The organism is Rubritalea marina DSM 17716, assembly GCF_000378105.1.
Taxonomy (GTDB): Bacteria; Verrucomicrobiota; Verrucomicrobiia; order Verrucomicrobiales; family Akkermansiaceae; genus Rubritalea; species Rubritalea marina.
In genome coordinates this window covers 218,138-231,688 of sequence record NZ_KB899248.1, presented here as the reverse complement: position 1 = coordinate 231,688, position 13,551 = coordinate 218,138, and the positions used below count along the sequence as shown (strand labels likewise).

Here is a 13,551-nt window from a genome sequence, read left to right as displayed (position 1 = left end):
GTAGAACAGCACATGAATTATAATGGTAAGATTGAGATTTTTCTAAACTCCTCAACATCAGCCTAACCATTGCTGCACCCATGCCTCGACTTGGCTAGCATGTTGAATCGTTTCAAAATGCAACAACTTAACTTTGTGGTGCTCCCCCAAAAGGGACACTTGATATCTTGGCTGGTTGTTGACACTCCCGCTGTGGCTCATCTGGCATTGATCAAAATCTGACTTTGAATATTCCTGATAGCCTCGCGCGTTGCCAAACTTGGTATGGTGGATTTTGACGGCGTAATCTGTAAATTCGACATACTTGATTCGGCCAAGCCTCCCCCAGCCCACGATCATCAAGCCAATGCCCACCATATAGAAAATGACCGCCAGAAACGCAGGTACCGGGTCTGCATTCTCAATACCCAGCGAGTCGGCGAACACAAACAAGCTCATGATCATAGTGAAAGTTAATCCAATGAGTAAAAACATCAGCCCGAGCTTGTTCTTCACCATCAGTTGAAAGCCACCGCTAGGCAGCGCTTTCAAGGTGAGTGCCTTGTGCTCGATCTCCTCCAAGGGGGCTTGATCCTCCAGCAACGCAGCCCCTGCGTACCCAGGAGCTGAGGCCTGAGGAGCCTGAGCATCCACTGGCTCACTTAGCTCCTCTCTCAGCTGAGTCAGCATCCAGCCCACCTCATCTCGGCTCAGGCGACTACCAAACTTCAGTTCCTCACCATTCGGCGTATGCAGGTGCAGTCCGTAGACAGGTTGCTCATTCTGACTGTAGGCTACATAGCGCTCTACGTAGATCTTGCTACCTCGTTTCAAGGTCTTTTGCTTAACCTTTCCAAACACTTTCTGAATCAGGCAGACCTCGCTCGCATGAACCACCAAAAGCGACTCCATCAGCATCTTGCGAATACCGAAATACAGCATCCCCACCCCCACTGCCACAAATGGAATCATGAACAACAACATCGGTATCGCCACACTCTCACCACCCAGCATCATCAGCAGCATAAACCCAACAAACCCCGACCACACCAGACCAAACAGCAGCAAGGCATTCGGCATCTTCTTCGCAGGCATCAGCCAAACCACGGATCCATCCTGCTCCTCCTTGCGCACAATCTTAGAACTCGAAGGCTGCACATGCACTTCAGGCTCAGATCCTAACACGTTCATCAAACTCATCAATTCACCTCGCCATCCACATGGCTCGCAAGACAGAATACCTGCACCCTCAGGGAGCCTGGGCGGTAAATTTAGAGGAACGTGACATTGGGGGCAGTCCGCCCCCTTAGTCTTGAGAATATCGTAGGCTCGTTCGTACCCAAACCTTTTGAGCTTATCTAGCATGTAACACTAACAACAAAATCGTCGTCTGGGGTCAATGGTAGAAAGTCCACTCGAGCGCCGCGGTTTTCAATGATCAAGCACGCACAATCTCCAGCAGCCTCTGATAGACATCTTCGGCTCTGCGCACTGGTAGATGCTCTCCGCGAGTCACAAAAATCGGTTGTTCTTCAGGGCAAACGGAGTCTCGGCCATGAGAGCCCTTGACCAGCGAAGCGTCCAGCGGAATCACCTCCATCAGAGCGCGGAAGCCCAACTTCTTCTTCGCCAGAAAACTCAGCACCTTGAGCATTGGGAATTTGATCTCTGGATCAAAATACAGCTCAACCGGGTCGTAACCAATCTTGCGATGAATATCGACACAGCGTGCAAAGTCTGGAGCAAGAGCATCGTCCTCCCAATAGTAATACGTGAACCAAGCATTCTCGGCACTCACCGCGATGAAATCACCCGCACGTTCTTCTGCAGCATTGAGCCCAGGTCGAGATGTGTTCGCTCCAAAGGTGTCTGGACTGCGCACCTCTTCGACTCCGTCGACCTGCTCAAGCAATGCTCGCACCTCGGCGTGCAAGCTTGGATCATTGACGTAGACATGCGCCACTTGGTGATCTGCCACAGCGAATACCTTGGAGGCCCCGCAGTCGATCATTTCTTTACCAAGCTCGTCCTTGAGGGTGATCCAGCCTCGCTTGCGGAATTCGCGGTTGAGGTGCACCGGTTGATCGACCTTGCTGATACCGTACTCAGAGAGCAACACAACCGCCACGTCTCGCTCCTCAAAAAATGCAATCAAATCCCCAACCACACGATCGATATGCTGCAGCTCGGCCACCATCTCTGGCGCGCCAGGCCCATACTTTTGAAGCCCATAATCGAGGTGCGGAAGGTAGACGAGGCTGAGCGTTGGTTGCTCACGCTGCTCCACCCACTTGGCGGACTCTGCGATCCACTCCGAGCATGGAATGCTCGCGTTAGGACCCCAGAACGTTGGGAATGGAAACTCACCTAGATCAGCCTTGATCTGCTCACGCATTTCCATCGGCTGGGTGTACACATCGAAAACCTTACGACCATCTGCCGGATACATCGGTCGCGGAGTGATTGACCAATCGACATCAGCATACATGTTGTACCACCAAAACAATTTAGCGCAGGTAAAGTCAGGATTCTCGCGGCGAAGCTGATCCCAGATTTTTTCACCGCGGACAACCTTGTTGCTCTGTTTCCAGAACTTCACTTCTGCCCCCTCTCGGTCATACCACCCATTGGCTACAATCCCGTGTTCCGCTGCCGGACGCCCCGTGACGTAGCTCGACTGCGCAGTACATGTGAGTGCCGGAAAGGCTGGCTGGAATTGCGAGCAAGACCCAGATTCCAAGAACGCCTGGATCTTCGGAGTGTGTTCACCGATGACAGAGCGAGTGAGCCCCACCACATTGAGGACAATCGTACGCTTCATGATAGTGTTGTTATGCTATTAGTCTGTAAGAAAGAGCTGGGCACGCAAGCTTTCACTCTTCTCATTTGCATAAGCCTTCATCAGCCCAATGCAATGCTTGAGCAGACAAGTATCCATGAAGTGCACATCCTCCCCCTCGCCAACACCCTTGAGTAAGAGCACCGTGAGTTCGCCACCAAGATGCTCACGGAATTCTTCCAGCCCATCAAAAACCGCAAGATTGCCATCCTCTTTCTCGATCTCCAGTCCCTCGTGGTACAAGGGCAAATCGAGCTCAGATAAGATTTTGAGAATCCGCTGAGCATCTTCGCGCTGCAGACGCCCAGTCTTCCATGAATAAATAGAATCTAGAGCAATCCCGACGCTCACCGCTTGTGCGTGGGAAAGCGCGAAACCAGTCAATTGCTCCAGCTTGTGGGCAGCCCAATGGCCAAAGTCAAGCGGGCGACTCGATCCAAGTTCATAGGGATCACCGCCGAAGGCAATATGCTCGGCGTGCAGGATTGCAGAGCGTTCCACAGCCTCTTCGAGGGCGTGTGGTTTGAGCTTCTTCAAGAGCCCCGCATTGTCCTCGAGCCACTCAAAGAATGCTCCATCACGTACTAGGGCAACTTTCACAGCCTCCACCAGTCCGTCGCGGCGGATTCCTGCTGGCTGGGAATGCAAGAAGGCAAAGTCGTTGACCACGGCGTAGGGCACCGTGAAGGAACCCAGCCAGTTCTTTTTACCAAAGGCATTGATTCCATTCTTCACGCCCACGCCCGAGTCGTCTTGAGAGAGTGTGGTGGTCGGGAAGCGCACCAGGCGAATCCCGCGGTGTGCGGTCGCCGCACCAAAGCCAATCACATCGAGGAAGGCCCCGCCGCCAATCGCGAACACGTAAGAATGGCGGTCGATTTTTTCTTCATTCACCGCATCCCAAACGCTGTGCAGCACTGCTTCATCACGCTTGCACTCCTCAGCTCCAGGAGCGACCACTACTCGCTTTAGCTGCAGCCCAGGCGTGCTCTCAAAGTATTCATGGATTTGAGATTCCAGTTGAGGAAATTCAGCCGCTACTGCTTGCTCCAAGAACACCAAGACCTTGGCATGTCCATTGGTCTGAAGTAGACGCGCCAGCATACGGTTGCCTTCCGCAAAAACGTCGCGGGTGAATCGAATGCGGTGCTCGTACTCGAGGGTGATCTTAAAGTTACGCTCTTCCATGGGTGTGAATATAGTTCGCTATTACAAATAACGCAAACCAGCTAGTGTTTCCTTCAACAAATTCGAAATCAATTTGAAGGACGCCGAAATTTGCCAAATCTAGACACCCGATGATTGAGCGACTCAGGCAGATTGACGAGCTTGTTCGATTTCTCCGTGATTCCCACACTCTGTGCTTGAAAGGCTGAATCATTCAAGCACTTATAACTAGCAAGCATATGAGCCTGCGCGATCAACTCAACACCATCCTACCTGAAATCCTACCAGCGTCCCCGAAAGACGCAATGAAAGGCACCGAGCTGATCCGTTTAATCCGCTTGCGCATTGATGGGAACTACTCCGACGCCTCACTGCGCTACCATTTTTCGATCATGTCCTGTGATCCAAGCTCTACCATTGCTAAGGTAGAGCACGGACAAGGCTACTACCGCCGCAGCGCTGGGCTCCCCGCGCTGGCTGGAGCACAAGAGCTACTCTCGATGACTCAAGGCCGCCTCGAGGATATTTCTGGCAATCAAAGCCAAGCCGACCTCGCCCTCCTACGCATGCTAAAGTTCCGCGCGATCGTCCAGCGCTGGAGCGAAAATAATGGCCGCGACACCTTCTTGTTCAGCGAACCATTTCAGGCGAACTCACCGATGGGGAACCTTTGGAAATTTCCTGAAATGGTGATGATCGATTGGCAAGGCCTCGGCCTCGATGGCCAGCTCGACCCAATCCTCAAGATCAAACAACACCTGCAACTCCCCCCCTTCATCTTGACCGCATCCCGCCTACGGATTCAGGCGCAAGTGGACAGCATCCGCGAAGACTTTTTCCAGGCACTCAGTGCTTCGGCATGGGCCAATGGTGGCGAGCTCTTCTACGCCTGCGCGATCGATGACGAAGCACTCAGCGACGCTCTGCGCAAACTCAGTGCCCACTTTGGGATCGGCATCACTTGCTTTGGATTAGGCCAAGAACAACTCGATGACCTACCCCGCGCTGAACACATTCTCAACGCTCATCCACGCGAGACAGAAGCGCTGATGGAGCGACTCGACGTCCAGCGCATCGCAGCCCCCAAGCTCAGCCCGCACATTGATTGGAGTGCGCTCGAATCCATTCGCAGCGACTCCCCAGAGATCGACACCTTGTTCCAAGACATCCAGTCGATCCTCGAATCCAAATCACAGAACCACTTTGGTTCTTGATTACGTAAGCAATTGATTGGTAAGGTGTTCGATCTTGTCTCATCCCCTGATGGATCAAGGAAACAAAACACCCCAATCTATGAGTTTACACACCCCACCAAGCAATGAAGCCAAAGCAGCCTTGGCCGCACAGCAGCGCATCAGCACCATTTCCTCAATCACGATCTCAATCCTAGCCACCTTGTTGCTGGGATTGTTGCTTTATCTGGTGAACCTCGTAGTCACGGTAAAAAAGGAACCAACATTCCTCACCTCCCTTCCTCAAGCCGTCCAAGAACCGGACAAACCATCAAAGCCAAAGATTGCCAACCAAGTCCCCAAGCGCCCAAGCCTGCCCACGCCGGCGCTCACACCCGACTTCACTCCGGAACTCAGCACGCCTGACATGGTCGTGCCGACTCCCCCAGCAGATGCACCACTCGTCACCTTCATCGAATTCGACGAGCCCGAATCAGAATTCCAAGACATCCTCGAGGACACACTCGAGCCGTACCAAAACCTGCCCACCAGCATGAAGAAGCGCTGCTCCAAGGAAGAGCGCCTTGCAAGACTCAATGAAAGTGGTGGCAATGAAGCGTGTGAAGACGCAGTCGTTCGCTCACTCCAGCACTTTGCCCGCACCCAAGCAGAGAATGGCGCCTGGCACAACGAGAGCAATTATCCCGTGGGCTACACCGGACTCGCACTCCTCAGCTTTCTCGGCCATTGTGAAACCACCACCTCACCAAACTTTGGTCATGAAGTGGAAAAAGCCATCGCCTTCCTCGTCAATGTCTCCATGAAAAATGAAGGACGACTGGGCTCAGACTTCAACAACAATCATTGGCCCTACGAACATGCCATCTGCACCTACGCACTCGCTGAAGCCTACACCCTCTGCAAAAACGACGGAGTCAACCTCAGCCAAAACCTAGAGGAAGCCGTGCGACGCAGCGCCAACTTTATCATTCAAAACCAAGACAAACAACTAGGTGGCTGGGGCTACGGATACACCCAAACGGGGAAAGCCGGCGCCCACGTCGACACCTCGGTATCCTGTTGGCAACTACAAGCGATCAAAGCCGCTGCATTCACCAACATCGAGGGAATCAAACGCCCAGATACCGCTGCCATGAAAGGACTCGAATACCTTGCCAGCGCCCAACTCCGAAATGGCGCCTTCCAATACACGTCGCATGGCGGCAGCCCCACCATGACCGGTGGTGCTGTTCTCTGTTTCCAGCAATGGGGCAAAGGCAGCCGCAGCCAAGCCAAAAAAGGCATCGCTTACATCGATCAAAGCATTGGCTTCGACTTCCATGGCACCGAATCTGACCTCTACGCCCACTACTACTACGGCCAGGCCCTCATGAACGTAGGCGGTTCCTACTGGACCAAGTACAATGCGCTATTTCGCGATAGCTTGCTCGGTGCACAGCTCGCCGATGGCACCTACCAACAACCAGGTGATGGCGGCCCAATCAATGGCGTAGCAACAGAATCATACAGCGCCCAATCACCAGCCGCAATCCACTACAGAACGGCTCTCGCCACCCTCATGCTCGAAGTCTATTACCGCTTTCTCCCCACTTCCTTCTCACAATAATCCTTTCATTTTATTAAGGAATTCACCCAGCGCATCCTAACAGGTGCGCTTTTTTGTTTCCAATTCTGCATAATCTACTGATAATCATCGTCACGCCCCCAATGAGCGTCTAAAACAACCCACCCCATGAGACTGTCATTCATGAGATTCCCCGAGTTCCAGCTGACGTGGCTGAACTGCTTAATTAATCTTTAATAGTGACAGCCAATTCAAAAGACTTTAACGTCCCACCCCAATAAAGCCATGAGTTTACACGCAGAAATCAGTCAAGAAGCCAAGGCTGCCCTAGCGGCGCAGCAGAGGGTATCTACCATTTCCTCGATCATCATTTCGATCCTCGCCGTCCTATTGATTGGCCTCCTCCTATACATCATTTCCCTCGCGGTGGTCGTCAAGAATCCACCCGAATTGATTTCCTACAACCCGCCAAGCATTGCTGAAGAGCAAACCAAGAAGCCTAAGACACAGAATAATGTGCAGCGCAAGCCGACGGCTCCTACCCCAAACATCGCTCAGGTGATCTCAGCCAACGCATTTGACAACACCGCGATCCCAGAGCCAGATCTTGCAGTCACTGACTTTGCCATGGACTTCGGTGCGGACGAAGAATTTGAAGAAGATTGGTCCGACCTTGCTGAGGAAGATGCAGGTTCATGGGGCGACCTTCCAAAAAGCATGAAGAAGCGCTGCTCCAAAGAAGACCGCATCGAACGCCTCCTCAAAGCTGGCGGTGTAGAAAAGTCTGAAGATGCGGTGCTGCGTTCACTCGACCACTTCAAGCGCACTCAAGAAGACAACGGTGGCTGGTACGACCAAAGCCCCTACCCAGTAGCCTACACTGGCATGGCACTCCTTTGCTACCTTGGCCACTGTGAGACGCCCACCTCACCTGAGTACGGCATCACCGTTGAAAAAGCGATTTCCTACCTCGTCAATGTTTCAATGAAGAACGAAGGCCGCCTTGGCTCTGACTTTAAGAACAAGCACTGGACCTACGAGCACGCCATTTGCACCTACGCAATTGCTGAAGCATACACACTCTGTAGCAAACAAAACCTCGAAATCCCTAACCTTGAAGAAGCCGTGCGCCGCTCAGCGAACTACCTCATCGACGGCCAAGACGATGCATCAGGTGGCTGGGGTTATGGATACATCAAGAAAGGCGCCGAAGGCTACCACGTCGATACCTCCGTATCCTGCTGGCAGCTTCAGGCAATCAAAGCCGCAAAGTACACAGGCATCGAGGGCATCAAGAAAATCGATTCTTCAGCAGCCAAGGGGCTCAAGTACCTCGAAGCTTCCCAGCGTGATTCTGGCGCAGTGCACTACACTCCAGTGATCGGTTCACCAACCATGACCGGCGGTGCTGTTCTTTGCTGGCAGCAATGGGGCAAAGGCACACGCGGCCCAGCGAAGAAAGGTATCCGTTGGATCCACGACAACATCACCTTTGACTACAACACCGCAGACTCTGACCTCTACGCTCATTACTACTACGGTCAGGCACTCATCAATGTCGGTGGTAAGTACTGGTCACGCTACAACGAACTTTTCCGCGACAGCTTGATCAATGCCCAGCTTGACGATGGCACCTACAAGCAACCCGCTGATGGCGGCCCAATCAATGGTGTGGCTACCACATTCGCAGCCAACAATCCGCAATCGATCCACTACCGTACTGCGCTTGCGACATTGATGCTCGAGGTGTACTACCGCTTCCTCCCAGGATCTGCTACGAACTAAACACAGCTAGATTCCTAATCCATTTTAACAAGAGGCGCACCACTGCATGGTGCGCTTTTTTTTGTCACGACTCATGCAGTGTTAATCTTTAATCTGCTACAACCACATTATACGATCCTACCATAGCATGAAGCACAGCCTCCTATACCTACACACCGCCGCCCTCACCCTCCAGTCACTCACTGCTGATCCCCAACTAGATACATGGATGGATGACCGTTCAGGAAGCTATGCCCGCGTCTTCCCCTACCTCTCCAACAGCACTCCAGACCTCAGCAGCAGCAACACCACCTGGGGAGCCGATAGCAGCACCGAGCAAGCCGACCCCGTCTACGCCGACGTCCAAATGCTGCAGTATTCTACCGACTCCGTCTACGTCTATTCGAGTGGTCTAGCCAGCTACACCATGGGGCCTTGGTACAAGCCGAATGGCACCGAGTACATCAATTACCCGACCAATCAACAAACCATTTTCCGCATCCCGCGCTCACCCAGTGTCTCTGGTATCCCACGCCAAAACCTAGGTGGTGGCTACGCTGGCATCTTCGTCAATGGCATGGCTGCATACGGCCCGCTCGACGGCAAGGCCTGGGCTGACACTGAGGAAGCCAGTGGACAACACGTCACCACCGAATCTGAATATTATTGGTTTGAGCTCGCCCCAGTTGAGGAGGCGTTCAACTTTGACGCAGGAAATGCTCACCAACCACCAAGCGGAGTCTATCACGCACACCAAAGCCCGATTGCACTCCGCTACCAACTTGGTGATCACGTCAGCTATGACGCGGCCACAAACAGCTACACTGAAATCTCAAGCGCCCCGACCAGCCACTCTCCTATCGTTGGTTGGGCAAAAGATGGCTACCCGATTTACGGCCCGTACGGCTATGACGACCCCAATGACAACAACAGCACGATCCGTCGCATGGTATCGGGCTACGTCGTCCGGGACGGCGCCAATGGCACCGATGTGGTAAACGACAACAGGGACATGCTCCCCACATGGTACGCGCGCTTTCGCTTCAATCAGGGCTTGGATGTCAGCCAGAGCACTGATGCCTCAGCTGCAGACTATGGCGCGCGCCCCACGGTAGACACCCTTGTCCTCGGCAGCTTCGCGCAGGACTTTGAATACCTTGGCGATCTCATCAACCCAGCCGACAGCCAAAGCTATGTCTATGGAGAAGACTTCGACCTCAACGAACAAAACCTGCGTTGGTGTAAAACCCCGGAATTCCCTGACGGTACCTACGCCTACTTCATCACCCTAGACGACACCCTCACCCCCTGTTTCCCATACATCATCGGCTTTGAGTATTACGGCGACACCTCAAACCAATACGGCTCAGTGAGCTCGGTCAATGAATCCGTCACCACCCACTTTGTCGCGGGGCCAAACGCTAGCCTGAATATCGAATCTGCCGAATCAGATTCGAGCAATGAAGTCACCATCACCTGGAATATTGTCGAAGGAGGTACCTATCTCGTGGAATCCTCCAGCGACAATAGCAATTGGGCGACACAATCCAGCTTCACTGCCAATCAAACCGATGAGAACGCAGTGTTTACGGACGATGATGGCAGTGGCTATGTGCAAATCACACGCAGCGGCATCGCCACCTATGACCCAGCGATTGCGGCCACAGTGACCTCATCCCAAAGCGATACTAGCGCCTTCAGCAAGACACTCAGCGTTCTATATGTAGACGCCGATCGCAGTGGTGAAGCCACTCAAGACGGACAGTCCTGGAGCACCGCCTTTGCCAGCCTCAACGACGCGCTTGCCTCAGCCGCCTCAGCCGACGAAGTCTGGGTCGCCGCGGGAGTCTATTATCCAGATGAAGCAGAAGCTGGCATTGCTACGGTCACCGCAAACTCCAGCTCTAGTCGCTTTGAGCTACCCAATAACCTTGCAGTATACGGCGGCTTTGATGGCAGCGAAAGCGAACGTAGCCAACGTGACTGGGAGGCTAACATCACCATTCTTTCAGGTGATATCGATCAAAATGACACCATGGTCAACCATGTGGTACTCAGCGACCCATTGACAAACATTCAAGGCACCAACGCCGAAACAGTGGTCAGCATCACCTCCGCGCCCAACAGCTCACTCGACGGGTTCACCATCACCGCCGGCAACGGTGGAGACGCGGGCGCTATGACTGGCGGAGGCCACCTCCGCCGCTGCATCTTCCAAGGGAACTTCGGCACAACAGGCGCGATCAGTCTCACCGAAGGAGGCCAAGGGCTGCTCATCACAGAATGCCAGATCATCAACAACGTAGGCAAACAAGTCGGCGGGGTGAGTGCAAACTATGCTGAAGGCTTCCGCATCACCTCATCATTCATTCAAGGGAATTCAGCCACCGACTCAACCCTGCGTAGCATCGGGGGCTTGTACCTTGGCTATGAGGACGCCACGGTAGACAACTGCGTCATCACAGGGAACTCTGCGCTCTATTATGGTGGTATCTACATCGCCAATAGCGGTCACCTCACTCTACTCAATTCGACCATTGCAAGTAACTATGCCTCTTCATCCAGCATCACAAGCTATGCCGGTGGTCTCGGTGCCGACGGCTCAGCCACAGCCTCCACCTACAATAGCATCATCTGGGGCAACAGTTCACCCTCCAATGCCAATGTCTACGGCATCACCACCCAAGGCAACATGCTCATCGAGGGCCAAGTAGCCACTGGCTCCGGCAGCCTCGATGGGACAAATTCAGCCAATGACCCACAATTCCTCACCACCATCACGGCCAGCGCCTCGGCAAGTTCCGCTGGCGATTTCCGCCTCACTGGAGATTCCATGGCTGTGGATGCCGGTGACGCACTTTCCTTGGGAACTGATCTTGCAGATCTGGACCAAGATGGAGACTCGGCAGAAGTCCTCCCCTACGACATACGCGGCCACACTCGCGTCATCAATGCGCTCATGGACCTCGGAGCCTATGAATATTCTGGCCCTATCGTCACCACCCCAATCAGCAACAACATTGAGGTCGATGCTAACTCCAATGAAGACGTCATTGCTGTCGACCTCGATGCACTCTTTGGTGGGGATTATAGCTATGTCGCCGACGTCGAAACTGCTGGGGTGTTTGCCAGCTACAACATCGATGAAGAAGCCGGCACTCTAACCCTAGAACCACCATTCTCCAGCGTCGGAAGTAGAACCGTCATCACCGTCACAGCGAGCGATACCGATGGTTACCAGATCAGTACCAGCTTCACTGTCGAACTCATCGACACATACGCTCCAGCGGACAGCCTGAAGCAAGTCCTCGCATCATGGATCACGGATTACTCCAGCAAGTTTGCACGCATCTACCGTGAGAACTCTGACGTCACTGCTGGCACCTCGATGACCACCTGGGACGGTGTCAGCACGCCAGTCTTTGCTGGTCCCCAACACATATCCTACACCGACAACTCCGTGTTCATCAAAGGCTCCACCCTTTCCACCCACATCATGGGTCCCTGGTACGGCAATGGCGGAGAACTCTTCAATAATCTACCTGGCAATCAATCATCCATCTACAAATTCCCCCGCGTTCCCACCCTCACCACAAGCAAGACTGATTTCTCGGGAGGGATGATCGGCCTCATGGTCGACGGCGCTGTATTCTTCTCCTCATCAGACACCTATTCCTGGGACAACGATGAAGATGGCAGCGGCAATGGCATCCCCACTGGCCCAACTGAAAATGCGGGCAATGGCGATGGCGTCTGGAACCACGATGCCAAAGTCACCGAAGGCTTCACCTTCGACCCATCCAATAGCCACTCAGCTGGCGACCAATTCCACTACCACGCCAGCCCAAGCGGGATCCGCCACCTACTTGGCGACAACGTCGACTACGATGCTGCGACAAATACCTACAGCGAGGTCCTCGACACCGACCCATCCTTCAATGGGGCGCACAGCCCGATCATCGGTTGGCTTCGCGATGGCATCCCGCTCTATGGTCCCTATGGATATAGCGACCCCAACGACCCGGAAAGTGGCGTGCGCAGAATGCGTAGTGGCTTCATCCTACGTGACGGCAATCACGGCACCTACGATGTGAATAGCAATGGCCGTGACAGGCTCCCTGATTGGGCTGCAGAAGTTCAGGGAATCAACGCCGCGCTCGACATCAACCAATATGGCCCCGCAACAGATGGTGATTACTTCCTAGGCTATTTCATGGAAGATTACGCCTTCAAGGGCGACATCGGCTACACACTCTACCAAGGCGTGGGCAACTTTGACGACGACCAACACTACGACCTCAACCAGTGGAATGTCAGATTCTGCGTGACCCCAGAATTCCCCGAAGGAACCTGGGCCTACTTCACCAACATCGACGAAAGTGGTGAACTCTATTTCCCCTACAATGTCGCACAACAATACTTTGCTGACCCAGACAACAGCGACAATGTGGACTTCGTCCCTACGGACGACGGCACCATCGAAGTATTCTACGACCAGGGTGGGGTCGAGCTCCAGGAAGAGCCTGCCTCCATCGAGCTTAGTGATAGCATCACCATCACCTGGACTGCAGTCGAGGGTGGCACCTACACCATTGAAGAAAGCAACGATCTCGACAGCTGGTCCGACTATGAACTCAATCGTGTGGCCGACAGCAACAGCTTGACCATCAACACAAGCCTCACAACCAGTAACACCTTCTACCGCATCGAACGAACCGACAACCCCACCTACGACGACACTGGTTTCGGGATAGAAGACCAACTAGAAGGCCAACTGTCCTACACCTTCACCTTCAGCACCACCCCAGCCCTGCCTCCCGAAGACGTGTATTCGTCAGTCACCGTCGTCAGCGCCACAGGCGTCAGTGCCGACACTGCTGAAGCACTCATCATGGGATATGACGAAAGTACCGGAGAGGTGAACGTAAGCTTTGACCCTGATGCTCTCAGCATTGATAGCTACCGCCTCGAGCTCCGCTTCACCCCTCAAGGGCAGAGCGAGCGAGTCCTGCAATCGCAGAACACCTACAATTCAGGCACCTAAT

General features: G+C 53.6%; 7 protein-coding genes. 4 read left to right on the top strand and 3 right to left on the bottom strand.

The features are described from left to right. Positions 1-57 precede the first annotated feature (57 nt). The 3 genes from F454_RS0102400 to F454_RS0102390 all read right to left on the bottom strand — a co-directional run bounded on the left by F454_RS0102400 (position 58) and on the right by F454_RS0102390 (position 4,006). Positions 58-1,170: a hypothetical protein gene (locus F454_RS0102400; protein ID WP_156817097.1), complete on the bottom strand. Its 1,113-nt coding sequence runs from the start codon at positions 1,168-1,170 to the stop codon at positions 58-60. Positions 1,171-1,417: 247 nt separating this feature from the next. Next, positions 1,418-2,800: an alkaline phosphatase family protein gene (locus tag F454_RS13880; protein ID WP_018969021.1), complete on the bottom strand. Its 1,383-nt coding sequence runs from the start codon at positions 2,798-2,800 to the stop codon at positions 1,418-1,420. A gap of 18 nt (positions 2,801-2,818) precedes the next feature. Beyond that, positions 2,819-4,006 carry a 3-dehydroquinate synthase gene (locus F454_RS0102390; RefSeq protein WP_018969020.1) on the bottom strand — a complete coding sequence of 396 codons (1,188 nt, stop codon included), beginning with the start codon at positions 4,004-4,006 and terminating at the stop codon, positions 2,819-2,821. A gap of 218 nt (positions 4,007-4,224) precedes the next feature. Here F454_RS0102390 and F454_RS0102385 point away from each other — a divergent pair, with 218 nt between their 5' ends. The 4 genes from F454_RS0102385 (at position 4,225) to F454_RS0102370 (ending at position 13,550) form a co-directional block, all read left to right on the top strand. Beyond that, on the top strand, positions 4,225-5,199 hold the full coding sequence (locus F454_RS0102385; RefSeq protein ID WP_018969019.1) for a hypothetical protein: 975 nt from the start codon (positions 4,225-4,227) through the stop codon (positions 5,197-5,199). 79 nt (positions 5,200-5,278) lie between these two features. Continuing rightward, positions 5,279-6,784, top strand: a complete 1,506-nt coding sequence (locus tag F454_RS0102380) for a prenyltransferase/squalene oxidase repeat-containing protein (protein WP_156817096.1) — start codon at positions 5,279-5,281, stop codon at positions 6,782-6,784. Positions 6,785-7,027: 243 nt separating this feature from the next. After that, positions 7,028-8,527: a prenyltransferase/squalene oxidase repeat-containing protein gene (locus F454_RS0102375; protein ID WP_018969017.1), complete on the top strand. Its 1,500-nt coding sequence runs from the start codon at positions 7,028-7,030 to the stop codon at positions 8,525-8,527. Positions 8,528-8,654: 127 nt separating this feature from the next. Beyond that, positions 8,655-13,550, top strand: a complete 4,896-nt coding sequence (locus F454_RS0102370; protein ID WP_018969016.1) for a YHYH protein — start codon at positions 8,655-8,657, stop codon at positions 13,548-13,550. The last annotated feature ends 1 nt before the right edge of the window (position 13,551 follow it).